The organism is Parabacteroides sp. PM6-13 (assembly GCF_029892605.1).
Taxonomy (GTDB): Bacteria; Bacteroidota; Bacteroidia; order Bacteroidales; family Tannerellaceae; genus QVMG01.
Window position 1 is genome coordinate 183,767 of the sequence record NZ_JARXWF010000002.1, and the last position, 18,975, is coordinate 202,741.

12 protein-coding genes are annotated in these 18,975 nt (G+C 49.2%); 1 reads left to right on the forward strand and 11 read right to left on the reverse strand.

Features of this window, described 5'->3' with window-relative positions:
- The first annotated feature begins 4 nt into the window (after positions 1-4).
- Positions 5-1,366, forward strand: coding sequence for a glycoside hydrolase family 43 protein (locus M2134_RS02860; protein WP_280750231.1), 1,362 nt, complete (start codon positions 5-7; stop codon positions 1,364-1,366).
- A 25-nt stretch (positions 1,367-1,391) separates the two neighbouring features.
- On the opposite strand, the gene M2134_RS02865 is transcribed toward M2134_RS02860, so the two are convergent.
- The 11 genes from M2134_RS02865 to M2134_RS02915 all read right to left on the reverse strand — a co-directional run bounded on the left by M2134_RS02865 (position 1,392) and on the right by M2134_RS02915 (position 18,963).
- Positions 1,392-2,480, reverse strand: a complete 1,089-nt coding sequence (locus M2134_RS02865) for a porin (RefSeq protein ID WP_280750230.1) — start codon at positions 2,478-2,480, stop codon at positions 1,392-1,394.
- Positions 2,481-2,498: 18 nt separating this feature from the next.
- Positions 2,499-3,530 carry a type II asparaginase gene (locus M2134_RS02870; protein WP_280750401.1) on the reverse strand — a complete coding sequence of 344 codons (1,032 nt, stop codon included), beginning with the start codon at positions 3,528-3,530 and terminating at the stop codon, positions 2,499-2,501.
- Positions 3,531-3,655: 125 nt separating this feature from the next.
- On the reverse strand, positions 3,656-5,293 hold the full coding sequence (gene aspD / locus M2134_RS02875) for an aspartate 4-decarboxylase (protein ID WP_280750229.1): 1,638 nt from the start codon (positions 5,291-5,293) through the stop codon (positions 3,656-3,658).
- 115 nt (positions 5,294-5,408) lie between these two features.
- The gene (aspT, locus tag M2134_RS02880) at positions 5,409-7,112 is read right to left on the reverse strand and encodes an aspartate-alanine antiporter (RefSeq protein WP_280750228.1); all 1,704 of its coding nucleotides are present in this window, start codon (positions 7,110-7,112) and stop codon (positions 5,409-5,411) included.
- Positions 7,113-7,300: 188 nt separating this feature from the next.
- Positions 7,301-7,963 (reverse strand): hypothetical protein, encoded by a 663-nt coding sequence (locus M2134_RS02885; RefSeq protein WP_280750227.1) that lies wholly within the window; start codon positions 7,961-7,963, stop codon positions 7,301-7,303.
- Positions 7,964-8,185: 222 nt separating this feature from the next.
- Positions 8,186-8,812, reverse strand: a complete 627-nt coding sequence (locus tag M2134_RS02890) for a lysine exporter LysO family protein (RefSeq protein ID WP_280750226.1) — start codon at positions 8,810-8,812, stop codon at positions 8,186-8,188.
- Complete coding sequence (locus M2134_RS02895) at positions 8,809-9,090, reverse strand: LysO family transporter (RefSeq protein ID WP_280750225.1); 282 nt, start codon at positions 9,088-9,090, stop codon at positions 8,809-8,811. Before M2134_RS02895 ends, M2134_RS02890 begins: the two co-directional genes overlap by 4 nt.
- 11 nt (positions 9,091-9,101) lie before the next feature.
- Positions 9,102-11,027, reverse strand: coding sequence for a trehalase family glycosidase (locus tag M2134_RS02900; RefSeq protein ID WP_280750224.1), 1,926 nt, complete (start codon positions 11,025-11,027; stop codon positions 9,102-9,104).
- Between the two features lie 12 nt (positions 11,028-11,039).
- The gene (locus tag M2134_RS02905) at positions 11,040-14,171 is read right to left on the reverse strand and encodes a glycoside hydrolase family 2 TIM barrel-domain containing protein (RefSeq protein WP_280750223.1); all 3,132 of its coding nucleotides are present in this window, start codon (positions 14,169-14,171) and stop codon (positions 11,040-11,042) included.
- 112 nt (positions 14,172-14,283) lie between these two features.
- Positions 14,284-15,795, reverse strand: a complete 1,512-nt coding sequence (locus tag M2134_RS02910; RefSeq protein ID WP_280750222.1) for a RagB/SusD family nutrient uptake outer membrane protein — start codon at positions 15,793-15,795, stop codon at positions 14,284-14,286.
- A gap of 24 nt (positions 15,796-15,819) precedes the next feature.
- Positions 15,820-18,963, reverse strand: a complete 3,144-nt coding sequence (locus M2134_RS02915) for a TonB-dependent receptor (RefSeq protein ID WP_280750221.1) — start codon at positions 18,961-18,963, stop codon at positions 15,820-15,822.
- Positions 18,964-18,975 lie beyond the last annotated feature (12 nt).

Here is an 18,975-nt window from a genome sequence, read left to right on the forward strand (position 1 = left end):
TACCATGAAACAGCGTAAAAACCTATTAGGAATAGTATTTTTCCTATTGATTGCCGTTTGTGCCAAGGCACAGAATCCGATTATCCAAACCAAATACACGGCCGACCCGGCGCCGATGGTCTACAACGACCGCTTGTATGTCTATACCACGCAAGACGAAGATGGCTCAACCTGGTTCACCATGGATAATTGGCGGGTCTATTCGACTGCCGATATGGTGAACTGGACAGACCATGGGGTGATACTTTCCTACACCGATTTCGAATGGGGAAAGAGTGACGCCTGGGCAGCACAGTGCATCGAGAAGAATGGTAAATTCTATATGTACGTGCCTATGATTTCCAAGACAAACAACCGGGGTGCTATCGGGGTAGCTGTGGCAGACAGTCCGCTCGGGCCGTTCTACGATCCGCTGGGCAAGCCGCTTGTGCAAAGTGAATGGGGAGATATTGACCCTACCGTTTTCATCGACGACGATGGCGAGGCGCATCTCTACTGGGGTAATCCCAAGCTCTATTATGTGAAGCTGAATGAAGATATGATCTCCTACAGCGGAGAGGTTGTGGCAGTGCCTATGACCGAAGAGTCATTTGGCAAACGGGAAGGTGACCCGGAACGCCCTACCAAATACGAAGAGGGACCATGGCTCTACAAACGCGATAAGCTCTATTACCTGTTCTGGCCGGGTGGTCCACTGCCTGAGTTTATCGGCTATTCGACCAGTGACAGCCCACAAGGTCCCTGGAAGTTCCGGGATATCCTGATGCCGGCCGAAGGCGGTGCTTTCACCAACCATCCGGGAGTTATCGACTTCAAAGGAAAGACCTATTTCTTTTATCACAACGGAGCTCTGCCCGGTGGCGGAGGATTCACCCGCTCGGTATGCGTCGAGGAAATGACATTCAACAAAGATGGCTCTATCCCTCAGATGAAGATGACCGAAGGCATCACGAAAGCCCTCACCACCCTGAACCCCTATGCGAAGAACGAAGCGGAGACAATCGCTTGGTCGGAAGGCTTCAAAGCCTCGCAAAACGAACAGGTAGGCGTCTTTGTGACAGCCCAAAAGAGCGGCGCGTACATCCAGGTGAAAGAGGTTGATTTCCGCCAGAAAGGTGCCACCCGCTTTACAGCCCGGTTGGCTACAACGCATAATGCGCCGGTATCCATGGAGATACGTCTGGACGGAAAAGAGGGACCTCTGTTGGGCACCATTCGCATACCGCGGACAGGCGGTAGTGACCGTTGGAGCTTACGCACGATTGATATCCCCAAGACCACCGGAGTACACGACCTCTTCTTTGTCATCAAGGGAGAGCCTAAAAGCCATCTCATGTATTTTGATTATTGGATGTTTTCCGAATAATCATTTAGCCATAAAATAGAACAGTCTATTTCGCCTTAAACAGCCAGCGCGTTCCAACCAACAGGGAATGCGCCTGTTTAGTCGGCAACACAGAAGCCAACGCCTCGTCAAAATCCGTAGAGGAATAGGCATACATGGCGTGGAAACGCAAATCCTTTACATATTTATTCGTAAACGGATAGAACTCCACCACAGCCTGTACGCCCCAGCTTTCATAAGCATCCGCATCGGACTCTTTGTCGTGGCGTTGGTTCCATGTTCCTTTCAGGAAGGGTTTCCATTTACCGAAGTCATATTTCAGGTTGAGCGAAGCCGATTGATCAGCCACATAGCGCACGCCCAGGTCCGGGTTGTTCACTTCTGCTCCATAATCCATATTACGGTTCCCACGATAATAGTCAAGCTCAGCCGTAAACTTATCCACATTCAGCTGCGTACCAAGCGTCAGCCAATGATAGAACTTACTCTTCTCATGCTGGAAAGCACTGTATCCCCAGCGCGTTTTCAAAGCACCTTGGAAGAGATTCCCTTCCCACAGCGTGCTGATGGCCAGCGATTTGTTTTTGTATGCTTCGGAAGCAAACTGAGGCGCATCCGAGTTGGCGAACTGTAGGTGGATGGCTTGATTCGCGAATTTATAGGCCACGTCCAGTCCCAATTTATACCCGTCGAAGTCGTTGTAGATCATAGTCGGAACATAGATATCCGCGGGGTTGTAGTCGTATTCGAATGTCCCCAACTGCACCGATTGCTTCCCAACGGTGAATGTCCAGCGGCTTCCCGCGTCGAAAGCCAGCCAGGCGTGGTCGGTCGCTCCCGAATAGCCTTCGCGTAGCGGCGTTTGCGGTTTGTTCAACCGATGGCGCACCCGGTAGCGGATGCCCGGGACAATCTCGCCGGCCACCCAGATCTTCAGGGTTTGCCCATGGAAAAAGGCATTCTCCAAATCACTTTTATTAAAATCCATTTGGTAATCCACGCGGGTATCTACCATGATATTCAGCATCTTGTCGTCCCAGATCAAGCGCTCTAAGACTGTTTCGCTATCCCGATGTTGGGCATAACTTCCTAAGCTGAGCATCAATGTGCCCAGCAAAAAATATAATTTTTTCATGTTGTTTTGTTTTGAGGATTAATATTCCGAGAACATACGTTGTATCTCCTGGTAGTCGTTCGTTTTGGTCAAGGCAAGCATCAATAGTACGCGTGCCCGGTAGGGGTTGATAAACCAGGAGGCGGCAAAGCCGTTGGCATCGTCGTCAACCTCATCCCACTGTGCTGTCGGCCCCGTCATAATGCGCGAAGACCTTACCACGGCTACCCCTTTCTCTTTGACGGCTTTCGCCAGAGCGGTCATGATCTCGGTGGTCATATTGCCATTACCCACGCCTGCTACAACAATGCCTTTCGCTCCGGCATAGACGGCTGCGTCAACAAACAATTTGCTTGCATTGGAATAACTCAGGATAATCTCCACTCTCGGCAGGGAGGTCAGGTTGGTTACGTCGAATTCCGAATGGCTGGTATGACGTTTCACCGACTGACGGCTGTAGATGGGCTTACCATTATAGACAATGCCTAAAGGACCGTAGTTCGGGTTCTGGAACGTTTCCACATAGAGGGTGTTGGTCTTACTCAGGTCGTCAGCGCCCAGGATCTTATCGTCCATCACCACCATTACGCCGCGATCTCTGGATTGCGGGTCGATTGCACAGGCCACTGCCGTATAAATATTGCGCGGACCATCGGCACCGATCGCTGTCGAAGGACGCATCGAACCTACCAGAATCACCGGTTTCGGGCTGTTAATGGTCAGGTTGAGGAAATAGGCTGTCTCTTCCTGTGTGTCGGTTCCGTGGGTAATCACGATCGCATCCACATCGTCGCGCTTCAATAGTTCGTTCGCCCGTTTGGCTAATGTCAGCCATACCTGGTCGTTCATGTCCTGGCTACCGATATTGGCCACCTGCTCTGCTTTTATGGTTGCGATATCACTCAAGCCGGGAACGGCGCCGAGTAGTTGGTCGACCGTAATCACACCTGCTTTATATCCTGCCGTTACACTCGACTCTCCCTGTCCGGCGATGGTGCCGCCTGTGGCCAGGATGTAAACGGTCGGTTTCTCTGCCGCATAGGCTGAAAAACTCATAATCAGCGCCAGCATACATAAGATGGCTGCGTTTTTTATGTTTATTGTTTTCATAATCTTTTTATTTTGGGTGTTAATATACTGTTTTTTCAAGGACTCTAAAGTCTTTAAGCTCTTTAAAGTCCTTATTATTTAATTATTTAGAGCGTACTCTTCCAGGCATCCACATAGTCTTGCATGGTCTCTGCCAGCTCTTTCCCGATCACACTGTAATCTTCATCGTTCAGGTTGGCTAAGGAGACCCGTACCGACCATTCCGGACCGGCGAATCCGCCACCATTCAACAACACGATCGACGACTTTTCAGCCAAACGGAATACGATATCTACCGGTTCGAAGTTTTTCTGCAGGAAAGCGACAAAGTCTTTTCCATAGTTCTTCATGGCCCACTCTTCGATATCGATCTCACTATAATATCCGGCGCGGTTCGGGTCGGGCTTCACCTCGATGTTCAAGCCTTCCCACAACAGGTCGTATCGGTGATGCACCAATTTGTTACAGTCTGTTTTATAGTTGTTCTCTTTGTCGAGCAACGCAAAGGCGGCAAAAAGCAACATCTGCATTTGTTGCGGCAAGGAGAGACCGGCGGTATGGTTCAGGGCTACCTGTCGGCTGTCGGCCACCAGGCGGTCGATGAATTTCAACTTTTCGGGATAGAGCGTCAGGCTTTCGTACAGTTTCGCCAGATGCTTTTTCTCTTTTTCCGGAATAGCCGAGAGCATATCGTCATAAATATTGTCTTCATACAGGGCAATCACTCCCAGGCGCCAGCCGGTGGCTCCGAAATATTTGGAGAAAGAATAGACACAGAGCGTATTGCGCGGCAATTCATTCATCAACGAATTAAAACCGGGAACAAACGTTCCGTACACATCATCCGTGAGGATCATCAGGTTCGGATTCAGGTTTTTAACCACCTTCACCAGGTATTTCCGGCTCTTGTCGCTAACCTCTACCGATGTGGGGTTACTCGGGTTGATGATAAAGAAGGCCTTGATCGACTTATCGCCCAGTTTGTCGAGTTCCGACTCGGGATACTGGAAGGTAGAGTCGCCCTCTTCGTCTTTGGCCGATCCGCGGATGTAGGTTACCTTAAACTGATAACGTTCAAGCTGGGGAATCTCCAGGTATGGCGTAAAGGCGGGTATGCCTATCGCAATCTTGTCGCCTTTATACAGTAGGCGGTTCTCGATCAGAGAGTCAAATACGTAGCACATGGCAGCCGTTCCGCCCTCTGTGGCAAAGATATCATAGCGGCCACTGCGCGTCGGATTGTTGCCACACATCTCCTGAATCAGGTAGTCGTGTACGATTACTTCGGTATGCTTCAGCATCCTGACCGGGCTGGGATACTGGTCTCCGATCACTCCTTCGGCCAGTTCAAACACCCATGCTTCGGGGTCAAATCCATGTTTCTCTATACCATATTTATAGAGTCCATCCAACAGTGCGATACCGGCGTTGCCCTGGTTCTTTTGGATAAATGCTTCAAACCGCTTGGCGATGCCCTCTTTTTGAGGAATACCTGCCAGACCGCTGGGGATATACATCGGCCGTTTACACTCTTCGATGGCAAACTGTCCCAAGGCGAAAAAGGCTTCGCGCGGAACGGTAGCCGTCCAGTTCGGGTTACCACGACCTGCATTCAACATAGTGCGTACAGGTGCTTTCTGCTGGTCGGATGCCAGCTTCATCAGGTTGTCTTTCAGTTCAAAAGGACTCAGTTGTTCCAGTTGTTGCTCACGACGACGTGAGGTCTTTAATTTTTCAATGTCCACGGTTTTAATTATTAATTGTTAATTACTAACTTTTTATTTTTCATTGCTTTACGCCTTCAGCTAAGCGATTTCCGCTTCGCTCCAATTCATCATTCATCATTCATCATTCTCTTCCCTATCCCATCAATAACACAATCATCACCCCCCAGATAATCAACAGGGTATTGCCAACAGCATAGGTCGTTGTGTAAGAAAGGGCAGGCACACGGCTATGCAACGATTCTTCCAGGGCGCCAAGGGCAGCGGTTGTCGTTCTGGCTCCGGCGCAAGCACCCAGGGTAATGGCCGGATGGAATTTGAAGACATAACGTCCGAGCATAAGCCCGATAAACATAGGTACGATGCTGACAAATACACCGGCAATAAACAGGCTGACGCCGGAAGCCTTTAACCCTTCAATAAAGTCGGGTCCCGCATTAATACCTACAATAGCGATAAATACGTTCAAGCCGAGGTTGTTCATCAGCCAGATGGCCGGTTCGGGAACCGCTCCGAACGTCGGGCGTCGCGAGCGAAGCCAACCGAAAAGGATCCCCATAATCAATACACCTCCACTGGCGCTCAGGCTCAAAGGCACATTGCCTATCTTTACCACTAAGGAACCCAATAGTCCTCCCAGGAAAATGCCTAAAGCGACATAAAGGATATCCGTTACATTCGTGGCACGCTCAGCATAACCCAGGTAAGAGGCAAAACGATCTACATCGGCTTTGCGGCCTTCTATTTCTACGATATCACCACGTTCTAACTTCACATTCTTCAACAGCGGAAGATTGGCTTTACCGCGATGGATCTTTCGGATAATAACGCCATGGCGCTCTTTCGTTGTTTTGAGGCGCAACAGGCTCATGCCGACCGCCTCTTTGGAGGCAACCATCACCCGCAATGCCTCTGCCCGGAAGTCGAGCAGCGCCACATCGGCAACCTCTATGCCTATACTCTCTTCATCTTCTAATAATGTGTCCAGCGGACCATTTAATACCAGGTTATCTCCTTTGTTTATTTTTGTATCTGCCTGTGGCTCCTGGATAATCTCTCCACCGTCTGCCGGGCGTATGCGCTCGATATAAACAGGCCAGCCTTTTTTCAATAACATCTTCTCAACCTCACCGACTGTGCGTTCCTGCTGAAAGAAGTCACTGGTGGCTTTGATCACCCGGAAGGTTGTGCCGTCATAAGCATATTCCATGCTTTCGTCCGTTTCACTGATCGATCCGCCTAAAGAGGCTTCGTATTCTTTGGTTTGTTGTACGACGTTTTTGCCTAACAGTTTAGGACCTACCGATGCCAGGAACCAAGCTGTGCCGGCTGTACCGAAGATATAGGTTACCGCATAGGCCACCGGGATCTGATTGATATAGGTTTGTTTCTGTTCGGCGCCGATAGCCAGTTGGTTGATCGTGTCTGTCGCCACGCCGATTACAGCGGAGATGGTGCTTCCTCCGGCCAATAAACCGGCAGCATTACCCACATCGAATCCGGCGATCAAAGCCGCCACCCAGGCTACCACCAAACAAGCTACGCAGACAAGCGCCGCAAAAGCGATCTGAGGCAGTCCATCTTTGCGCAGCCCCTGCACGAACTGAGGCCCTACGCTATACCCCACCGCAAAGAGGAAGAGCAAGAAGAAGGTTGATTTTACGACAGGGGAAATGGTGATATCCAATTGCCCCACTAACACACCCACCAATAAGACGCTGGTGACGGCACCCAATCCGAATCCCTTCACCTTGATCATGCCGATGGCGAAACCAATAGCAAGCGTTAGAAAGATGGCCAGCTCCGGCGAGTCCTGTAATGTTTTAATGATCCAATCCATAAATAATAATGTATTTCTCTTTTTGTTTTTCGGTCTTTGACACACACGTTCGACTATAGAACAAGAGCAACTCCTCTTTAGTTTAGAAGTTGCTCGTGAAGGGAAAAAAAATTCTCACCCGCGTGAGAAAAAATTCTCATGCGGGTGAGAAAAAAAAGAGACAGGGAAAAAAAGGTATAAAAACGTCGTTATTCCAGCGCGTCCGCATATTGGCAAAGCGCCATTACCTGCTCTATATTGTCGAAGTCGACGTTATTGGTTTGGATATATTCTTGCAGCGTTTCTTTCTTCTTAGAGAATATCTTTAGAAATTGTTTCTCGTTCACAAACTCTTTCATTTTTTTATCTTTCTCCACTTTGTAGCGTTTCTCAATCCCCTGAATCACCCAACGGTCGTCACCCTCCAGTTGATACATCGTCCCTCCTTGTTGGATGGAAGAGACAGACTCAATGGAAGAGGTCAGCGAGCGTCCGCCATAAGCCGCCTTCTGTCCACGGTCATGCAATTTACCCTTGTAGCGCACCAATATACGTGGGTTTTCATTTTTCAACACCTCTTCTCCACTTCCATATCTATCGGCAACAAAAAGGCGCTCCCCGATCTTCACGGCACCGATATTATCGGGCTCAGCAAACTCTTTGATGACGTCGTGATCGGTGGTATCAATAAAGACAAACTTATTGGTTACCAAGCTAAAATTTATTTGAGCATTATACACCTGCCCGCTTTTATAATACACCAGTCCGGCTTGAAAAGAGGGGAAAAGGTATTGCGCTTCTTTTACCAACTGAGCCATAGAAGAAGTAAAAGTGAACCAAGCCACTATGCAGACAAGAAGTAAACGCTTCATAAACAAGATTTTTAGGATTTATGTCTACAATGATACTACTTCTTTTGGAAAGAAACAACATCTTTTTTCCAAAAAAAGCAACAATCCTATCTCACATTACAGAATAATTATTACCTTTGCATTGAGTAATAGTTTTTTCATAATAAAAAGGAAAAAGTAAAACGTCCGGACTTGTGATAAGTCTGGGCGTTTCGTTTTTTAAACGCATGCTGAAGCGGGAGATTACAACGAACAAAAGAAAGAGACCAGTATAGGCACGCTCAAATCGACCAATATGCCATGCAGGATGGCGACGAATACCAGGTCTTGTCCTGAGTATTTGGTGATGATGGGCAGGGTGGTGTCGATGGTGGTGGCTCCTCCGGCACAGATAGGGGCCAGGCGGCCGAAATACTTCACCATCAGCGGGGTGAATAACAGGGTGATGATCTCCCGCATAATATTGGTCATCAGGGCGATGGTACCCAGTTCGGCGGCCAACTGAACACCCAGGGAGGCCTCTTTCAGTTCGGTAATCAGGATGGACGAGAGCGAATAGTAAGCAAAGCCGCTGCCTACCGCCATACAGTCAAAGACACTCCATTTGACAAGAACCAGACTGACCAATGCCGAGAAGGAGAGCGTGCCAACAATGGTTGCCAACGGAACAAGCAATAGGGTCGGTCGAATATTGCGGATAATATCCCCCAATTTCTTATCGCAACCGATGCTGATCCCCACCTGAAGCATCAACAGGTATAATACATAACGCGTAAGATCGCCATCGATCGTGATCTCAAACAGGTTTAATCCCCATCCCAACACGCATCCCAAGGCAAAGAAGAGTACCACGATAAGACTTCCTTTCATGCTTTTTCCTCCTTTTTTTTGAAAACAAATCGATAGACAAGCCAGGCGGCCAAGACACTTCCCAAGGTGCCTGCCACGGCCAATAACAAAGCCTGTCCGCCCAATAGAGGCAGGTTTCGGATGATATTCTGATCGCTCCCCACCTGTATGCCCAATAGGAACAGGAGAAGAATAATGGTATAGTTAATCGGTTTCCCGATATGTTTCAGAAAGGTTGCTTTGCGCAGGAGATAGCCAATCGCTATCCCGCCAAACATAATGCCAATGACAATAAACATAGATATCTTTTTTAACAACCCCCATATTCCCAATACAACATCAACAGATGGGCGGAGCTCCAACTGAAGTGGGGCGCCTTTAAGGTGTTTCCGTCGTGCGTATCATAGTTTTCATGGATAGGGCCGCTTCCTGTCAATCCTTTTAAGCGGGTGAATACCTGCTCCGTAAAGCGGTCGGCCTCTTCCTGATAACCATACTTTCGCATTCCTGAAATACCAAAATAGACCTGATCGAGCCATATCGGTCCTCTCCAATAACCGGCAGGCATGAATTTCGGATTGTCTGCTGCAATGGTAGGGAATGGGATATAGGTTGCAAATTTAATAGGATTTGTGAATATTTGCACACAGGAGGCCGCCTGTTCTTCGGTAGCCAACTCGGCCCAGAGCGGGATACAGGCCTCTGTCCCCTCTTCCATCACAAAGGTGCCGTCCAGGCGTTTGTCGAAGAAGAAACCGGGATCGTCTGCATAAAAATAATTATGCACATCGGCTGTACGATTGGGCTCGTTGAAGTCCTCTCCGGCAACGATAGCCAGTTTGCTCAACAGACGATGTTCGAGTGCCAGGAAGCTATTCAGATCGACCGACTCCTGATCGAGGCTCCAGGCGCCCGGGCTGTTTTCCACCATCTTAGAGTCGTCGAAACGGATCGCATTATCCATACCGCTCTCCCAGGCTGCCGCTTCGAGGGTTCCGTCGCAGGCACCGAATTCGCAGATGCCGTTTTGATTGTGATCGCGGTATTGATACCACCAGCGGTAGTAAGCCAATAGTTTGGGATAGATCTCTTTCACGAATTGCACATCGCCGGTTTCCCGGTAGATTGCGTCAACCGCCCAGGCTGCCAACGGAGGCTTGCTGTTGCGTTCATTGTTTTCTATCGCTTCACTATAGATGCAATCGATGATCATGCCTTCCGGTGTCTGATAGTCGAACATCGTACGCACCTGATCTTTGGCCAGCAGTGGCGCAAAACGAGCCAATGCCACGGCATGTTTCCAGGAGTCCCACCCCCAGAACCCCATGAAATAGCCTACCCCATGACTTGGAACCACCCCGTCGTGGTAAAGGTCGCCGCGCGCCGCTTTCCAGTTGGCGATAAGTGTCATAACGGCTTTCACCGCTACCCGATCGAATTCAGCGGGCATATCTTCACGAAGAGCCGCCGTTAGGTAGCCTTGCCAGCGCTCAGCCGTATTTTTTTTATACTTAGCAGGATTGCTCAATACAAATGAGGCCTTTTGAAGTGCCTGGCGTTGCGACGCCTGATCGGTATAGAAAGAGATAACCACCTCGGCTTCTCCTTTGCGGACCGAAAGCGTTTCATAGCCATTCTTGTCGATAAGAAGACCGGTTTCGGGCGAAAAAGAGACAGCAATGCCTTCGCCGGTCGCATCGGTCAACAGGCAGGTGTTCTTATCGACCGTACAGGCCGCCTCCTTGGCAAGCGCCTCTCCGAAGAAACGGAAATGAGAGGCGCGATCGCTCTTCACGGAAAGCAATGCTGTGGAGGAATCAATAAAGATCAATCGTTGCTCGATACTGCCTTTCCCAGAAGTTGCTTTCAGGTAGAGCTCTCCGGGATAATAGATAACGGTGTCCGGACGATAAACAGCCGAACGGTCCTCTTCTTCGAAGCAAACCTGCACCATGCTTTGGGAAATCCATTTCCGCTTGTTCATATCCAGATGAAATGGGCCACAAAAGCCATTCACCCAGTTATCGGCCTTCGGAGGCGTAAAGCCATACCAGGCACCGGCATCGGTAAACCATCCGTTGCAACGGCTCTTCCCATCCGGCGTATAACGGATATCTAACAGGTTCCCATATTCGAGAGCGATGCGTTCGGTCTCCTGTTCTTGCTGGAAGCAGGAGGCAAGAGCCAGGCACACCAGTAGGAGGGCCGAACAAGTATAGATTGATTTCCTTTTCATGATATTCAGTGTTTATTTTTGTTTTGCTTTGTCCGGAAGACGATCGGAGGCAGTGACAGGCAGGAGCATGAACTCATAGGAGTGTTCGACCGGCGTGATCGTATATTCCGGATGAGTCTTGGCGCCCCAGGTATTGTCGCCACCGACACCCATTTGTTGATGATCGATATTGAGCCAAACCAGCGGTTGTTTCCGGATGCTTCCTCCGTGTATATTCTTCACCGTGGAAGGAATGTATAAGATATCTTGCATAGGGAAGTTCCAGGCACTGACATTCAGTGGCTCGCCAACGGCTTTAATCAATAATCCGTCGCCATCCTCGTTTTGCAGCGCCACCCAACGCACATCCGTCTTGTTACCCGTTTCCTGGGCACGCACATAGGGATGGTATTGTTCCCAGACGGAGGCTTTGTAGAGGTCGATATCGGCTCCGCTCTTCCGATCCCAATAATTTTCATGCGGGCCGCGGCCAAACCAGGTCATTTGGTCGTATTCTTCTTTGAGGATCATGCGCATCCCCAGGCGAGGTATCTCCGGCAGTGCCTTTTGGCCGGGCGTGAAGGTGAAGCGGGTGCGGAGGCTTCCATCGGCATACATCGTGTATAACAGGTTGCAAACAGACTCCTGTTCCGGCATCTGATAGCAAACCGCCATCGTTACCTCTTCGCGATTGTCGGAAACCGTTACCACCTGGCTTTGCAATACCAATTGATCGCCGGCCTCTTTCCAGGTGGCGCATCTTTTTCCGGTGCGGTTGGCTACATCGTTATCGGTCATCGGACGCCAAAAATTGGGGCGCAAACCTTCCAATAGATACTCCTGCCCGTTGACCGAATAGTGGGTAATCTCACCATTTTCTTTCGAGAATACGAGGGTAGCGGAAGCCGATTGGATGCGATGTTCAGCGTTGTTTTCCGTATGACTCAATGTACCTTCCTTTGAAGTAGTGGGCGCCTCAGGCATTTCTATCGGAAGCTGCCATTGCTCTGATGCCGCCTGATGCCCTTTGGGAACCAACGGTGCCTCTCCTTTGGTCAAAGCGGCGATATGAAGGAAATATTCCGTATTTGCTTTCCCCTTGATAGGTGGTAATGGAATGGTTACTTCCGCCGACTGATGCGGTGCGATAGTCGGGACATGAAGTAGGCCTTTCCCCAGCACTTCGCCATCAGCTTTCAACACCCATTGATAGTCATACACATCGCTCGTCAGGAAGTCGTGACGATTGGTAATGCGTAATTTATTGGCGGTAAAAGGCACCGGCTCGAAATGCATATACTGATAGACGCGTTTGACCTCCCATATATGCGGATGCAGGCTGCGGTTAGCAGCAACAAGACCGTTGGCGCAGAAGTTAGAATCGTTGACTACGCCGACAAATCCCATATCGCCTCCATAGGCCCAGATGTCGTTTTCGTTTTCATCCTTTTTGGCGAAAGTCTGGTCTACCCAGTCCCAGATAAACCCACCCTGAAGATTCTCATATTTATAGATCAGATCCCAATAATCGGACAGGTTACCGACACTGTTTCCCATCGCGTGGGCATATTCGCAAAGGATCATCGGCCGGTTCTGGCGTTCGTTGACCCACTGGCGCAAGGACCATACACGAGCATACATCGGGCAATAGATATCCGACACGCTTTGCACACCGCCACCTTCATATTGCACCGGACGGGACGAATCCCGCTGTTTGGTCCAATGATAGATGGTTTCGAAATGCTTTCCGTAACCCGACTCATTGCCCATGCTCCAGGTGATGATAGAGGTGAAATTCTTATCGCGTTCCACCATGCGTTGCATACGTTCCATATAGGGCACATCCCAGCCTTCCCAATTCGCCAGCGTGCGGGTGGTCGGATGGTCGGTCATGCCATGTGATTCAATATTCGCTTCGTCCACCAGGTAGATGCCATACTCATCGCATAGTTCATACCATTCGGGGTAGTTCGGATAATGCGAGCATCTCACGGCGTTGATATTAAAGAGTTTCATCAAACGAATATCTTCAAGCATGCTCTCTACCGTGATCGTGCGTCCTGTATGCATATCGTGTTCATGGCGGTTCACCCCCTTAAGCAGAATAGGCGTACCGTTCACCAATAACATACCGTTTTTGATCTCTACCTTCCGGAATCCGAATTTGTGCGTAAACGATTCGGTCACCTTTCCTTTTGAGTTCAAGGTGTTGACTACAAGTGTATAGAGATGAGGTGTTTCCGCGGTCCATGTTTTCACCTCGGGAAACGCTTTTTGATAATTCAAATAGTGGTCTTTGTTTGTCTTAGCCTGCAGGATGGAGGAGGCGATTTCCTTTCCTTCATCCAACAGCTTGATTTGTATTTTTGTGCCTTTGATTGGTCGTTGTTCGTTAAGGGTGAGGGATAGATCGAACAGCCCTTCCCGGTAGTCAGGGGTTAGATCTGCTTTGATTTCGAAATCTTTGATATGCACTTTGGGGCGTGCAATAAGCATCACATCGCGCTCAATACCGCTATAACGCCAGTAATCTTGTGCTTCCAGGTAGGAACCGTCGCTGTAACGATAGACTTCGACTGCCAGCTCGTTCTCGCCCGGTTGCAGGTAAGAACCTATATTGAATTCGGCTGCTAAGCGGCTATCTTCGCTATAACCCACGAATTGTCCGTTTACCCAACAGTAAAAGGCCGATTCTACGCCGCCGAAATGCAACAGGATATCGTAGCCATCGAACGCCGCGGGAACAGTAAAGGAGGTTTTGTAGGAACCAACCGGATTGTATTCCGCAGGGACATAGGGAGGATTAGGCGGGAAAGGATAGCGGGTATCCGTATAGATGGGTGCGTCGAACCCTTGTAGTTCCCAACTGCCCGGCACCTCGATGGCTGCCCATCCCGACACATCGAATCCCTTCTCGTAGAAAGAAGCGGGACGTTGCGAGGGGTTCTTGGTAAAGTGAAACTTCCAGGTACCGTTGAGTGAGTGGCGTCTTTCCCCTGTTTTGTCTTTGTGGAGAGCCGCTTTCTCGGAATTATAGGGAACAAAATAGGCATTGAGTGGTTCCCGGTTTATCTGGTTGATATATTGATTTTCCCACTCTTTATGTTGCGCATAAGAGGTGGCGGAGAACAATAGACAGTAAATGATGAGCAGCGTGTTCTTCATGATATCATCGGATTAATCTCTCCATCAAACGTGAAAGAGGTTGATTCTGTTTTTCCATGTGAAGCATGGGTGTGGAATCATGCACCACACCCATGCAACATAAATTTGGTTGTTAATTAATTTCGTTATTTGTGTTTACCTCCTGGATAGGCACCGGATAGAAATTATTCTTAGCCGGATCGAAGCCAGAACGACCTGCAGCATTCAACGCTGCTTGGGTTTTTCCCCAACGGCGAAGGTCATAAAAGCGCATGTTTTCCAACGGGAATTCCAGCATACGTTCGTGTTCGATCTGCGCACGTACGTCGGCTTGCGATGAGCCTGTCATAGCCGGCATATCTGCCCGGGCACGTACTTCGTTGATCAATGGAATAGCTTCCGATGTGCGTCCCAGCTCGTTCAGCGCTTCCGCTTTCATCAACAACACATTGGTGTAACGCATCAACATGATGTTAGGGGCGAAATAGTTCGCATTCATCCCAGCAAAATCGGCAGGCATATATTTGCGGAACGCCGGTTTGTCGAGATCATCAAACCAATCTTCGTAGGTATATCCAAAGACATTGCCCGCTACCGGGTCGCTGAAGTATTCATCTTTGACAAACAACGTTTCATAAAGACGGCTGTCATAACGGCCTGTGGTCGCTATTTTGCCCTCTTTTTTGTATTCCGCCACCAGGACATCGGCAGGAAGAATCTCTTCCCATCCCCATAATTCGCCGCAACCGATGAAGCGATGCAGCTGCGTACGATAGCGAGCACCGTTTGCCGTGTTGAGTGTCAGTTGCAATTCGAAGATACCCTCTTTGGAATTTTTGTTGGTGCCGTCGAAGAGGCTACGCAATTCTTTCACCAACTCATAACCGGTCACCTGGTTAAGTGCGGTGATGGCGGCATTCAGGTGTGACTCTTTATTAGCCGATTCTTCGTAAGCGCGTGTCAGATGTGCCCAGCCGAGGAAGGCATAAGCGGCTCCACGCGTGGCGCGTCCTTGTGTTTCTGTTGTGCGTTCAGCCGGGAGGGCGGTGGCTTTGGTAAAGTTGTCAATAATGAAGTCCCATGTTTCGGCGCGTGAAGCAAGCGGTTTATCAAGTTCGTCTGTCGATGAAATATATTTATCGCGCAAAACGATCTGTTCCCAGTTGAGCAATAGCTTCATGTGGTAATAGCCACGCAGGAAGTACCCCTCGTTTTGAATCATAGCACGATCCTCTTCGGTGATCTGTCCCTGAGGAATATTCGGCAGATTTTCAATAACCTGGTTACTGTAGTTGATCCCGTAATAGTTGTCGCGCCAATAGGCCGAAAACTGCGAGTTTCCATTCGTATAGGTGAAGTTGGCCAATTCGATCCAGTTCGGATAGTTGTAGGCATCCGATCCCGGCTTGATAATATCTTCGCGATAGGATTCTACCGGGAAGTAGACTTCCGGAAACTCCCAAGTATCGGTAGAGGCTTCCAGTTTGGCATAAGCCGCTGCCAGTCCGGCTTCCGCGTCTTCTTTATTTCTCCAGAAAGAATCGGAGGTGAGTTCGTCGGGTGATTGTACCGTCAGGAAATCGTCGCAACCTGCCAGGCTTCCGGCAAGTAAAAGCGCAAGGGTGAAATATTTTATTTGTTTCATAACGAATGAGTATTAATGATAAGATTAGAAACTAAGTTGCAGACCGACCACATAAGAACGAGTGAACGGATAGATATGTGTGTCGATACCCGTATTCAATACAGAACCGCGAGAGAATTCAGGATCAACTCCGTTATACGGTGTAATGGTGAACAGGTTTTCGCCACTTACATAGAAACGAAGACGGTCAATATGCATACTCTTCAACAGAGCGCTGGGCAGTGTATAACCTATCTGCAATTGGCGCAAGCGGATGTAGTCACCCTTTTCCAGGAAGCGATCCGATTCGCGGGCATTTCCGTTCGGGTCTTGCAAGATGGCACGTGGCACGTCTGTATTGGTGTTTTGCGCTGTCCAGGCATCGAGTGTTGTTTTCAGGAAGTTCGATCCGGAGTTCATGCCTTCATAGAAGTAACGGTTCGCATTGTATAATTTGCTACCCCATCCTCCGCCAATCAGGAAGGATAAATCGAATCCTTTATAAGAGGCACCGAAGCTAAGGTTTGCTTCTACCTTAGGAATACCTACTCCGCAGTTTTCTTTGTCGTCTTCGTTAATCGCTCCATCCTCGTTGATATCTAAGAAACGGATATCACCCGGGCGGGCATTAGGTTGCAACAGGTCGCCATTGCTGTTTTTATGAGCGGCTACTTCTCCTTCATTCTGGAAGATGCCATCCGTGCGATACAGGAAGAAGCTGGCGATCGGGCTGTCTACGCGTGTCTGTGTCGGGAAATGTTCGGTTCCCCACTTCAGACCTTCGCCGTAAAGCGCCTGTTTCGGATCGGAGAGTTCGAGCACCTTATTGCTGGTGGTTCCCAGGTTGAAACCGATCGTATAGTCGAAATCACCCACGCGGTCGTTCCAGTTAAGTTCCAGTTCGACCCCTGTATTGCGGATCTTCCCTACGTTCATCACCGGATTCCAAAGCCCTACGGAAGGAGCCAGTTTCTTGGTGATCAACATATCCTTGGTCTGGTTGTAATAATAGTTGAACGACCCGTGCAGCTTCCCGTTCAGGATACCGAAGTCAACGCCGACGTTCTTCGTATCGGTCGTTTCCCATTGCAGGCTGCGGTTGGCAAGTCCCATAGCGATACTTCCCGGCCAGGGTGTAGAGCCCGAGCCCTGTACAGAACCGCCATACAGGTTGTTATAGGTTGATATCAACGCTTGGAAGTCATAATATCCCAATGCCTGCTCGTTACCCAGCTGTCCCCAGCTCGCGCGGAGTTTCAGGTTGTTGAACAGTCCGTCCTTCGGGAAGAATCCCTCTTCCGAGATACGCCATCCCAGAGCCACAGACGGGAAGAATCCCCAGCGGCTATCGGCACCGAACTTAGAGGAACCATCCTGGCGGAAGGTAGCCTGAATCATGTATTTCCCGGCGTATGAATAGTTCAAACGACCGAAGAAAGAAACGCGGCGATATTCATACATAGAACCTCCTCCGGTGTATGTGCCTCCCGTCCCGGCATCGATGGTGGCGAAGTTAGGGTCAAGGAAACCGGCGGGCTTTTCAGTCGATACCAATTGTCCGTCTTTCACTTCGTAAACAAGGGTTTTCCCTTCGACAGCCACCGAGTTCCAATCGCTATCCTGCAATGTAACCGAGTTACCTGCCATGATATTCAGCGAGTGATCACCAAAGCTGCGGTTGAATGTCAAGATATTATCGATCACCTGTTCTTCCCAGTAGGTCGATGATTCGCTATGATACGGATATTCTGTCTTGGAGCGAACATCGGAAATATAGGGAGGCGTATGATATTTATAGCGCTGATGGCTTCCCCGATATGAATAGGCAGTCTTGAAGTTTAACCAGTCTGTAAAATTCGCCGTGATGGCGGCATTGGCTGTGATATGGTAATTGTTGGTCACCGCGTCACGATAATGATTGTCCGCAATAACGTTACGGTTGCTTGGCAGACCATTATTGTCTGTCAGGCCATAGCCATATTCTTTCGTATCATCATAAACAGGCACCAATGGCGAGATCATATACACCTCTTTCAAGGAGTACTGTGGCTGTTCGCTCTTGGTGGCGCGGAAAGCCAGGTTTGCTTCGATATCAAAGATGCTCTTCGAAGCGGACAGCTTCATGCGGGCGTTTTCCTGTTTGAAGTGGTTGCCCAACAGGATACCTTTATCATCCGCATGGTTGTAGGAGATAGAAAAGCGCGCTTTGTCGCTTCCTCCGCGAACACTTACCATATAGTTCTGAGAGAGACCGTTGCGGAACACTTCGTCCTGCCAGTTGGTATCCACGCTTCCGGGGCTGGTGATATAACCCGGCAGCTCCACCGCGTTTTTGGGATACTGCGCGTTGTAGTTGTCATACATCTGTTTGTGCACCTGCACATACCCCTTGGCATCCAGCATTTCCAGTTTTTTCGCCACTTGTGTGGAGTTGAGGTAAGCATTGAAATCGACTTTGATCTCGCCTTTCTTACCATTCTTGGTTGTCACAATGATAACCCCGTTGGCTGCCGTTGAACCATAGATAGCAGCAGCGGCACCGTCTTTCAACACCTCCATAGAGGCGATGTCTTGCGGGTTCACATTATTAATGCTTCCGGGGAATCCATCGATAATGTAAAGCGGCTCATTGTCGCCAAACGATTTCACACCGCGGATTTTCACCGATACACCGGCACCTGCATTACCCCCTGACTTGCGGATATTAACACCGGAAATCTTACCCTGCAAAGCTTCCGCGGGGTTGGTGGTGGCACGACTGGCCAGTTCATCAACATTCACCGAAGAGATGGCACCGGTAAGGTCGCTCTTTTTCATCGAACCATACCCGATCACCACTACTTCGTCCAGTTTTTCTGTATCTTCCCGAAGTCGTACCTCCAGACGAGACTGCCCGTTATAGGTGATCTCTTCTGTGACGAATCCGATATAAGAAAATACCAAAACATCCCCTTGACGTAGAGCGATTTCAAATTCTCCGTCAAGATTTGTAATCGTACCCATAGTAGTCCCCTTCTTGACAATATTAACCCCCGTTGCCGGATAATTAAGATCATCATAGACTACGCCTTTTACAAGTGTTTCCTGCGCAAATGACAGCAAAGGCAAAAGAGAGAAAAGCACCAGGAGTGTGGCTGCTTTAAGGAAAGACCCGGCCTTCGACCGACTGTGAATTTGTGTAATTCCCATGACTTGAATATT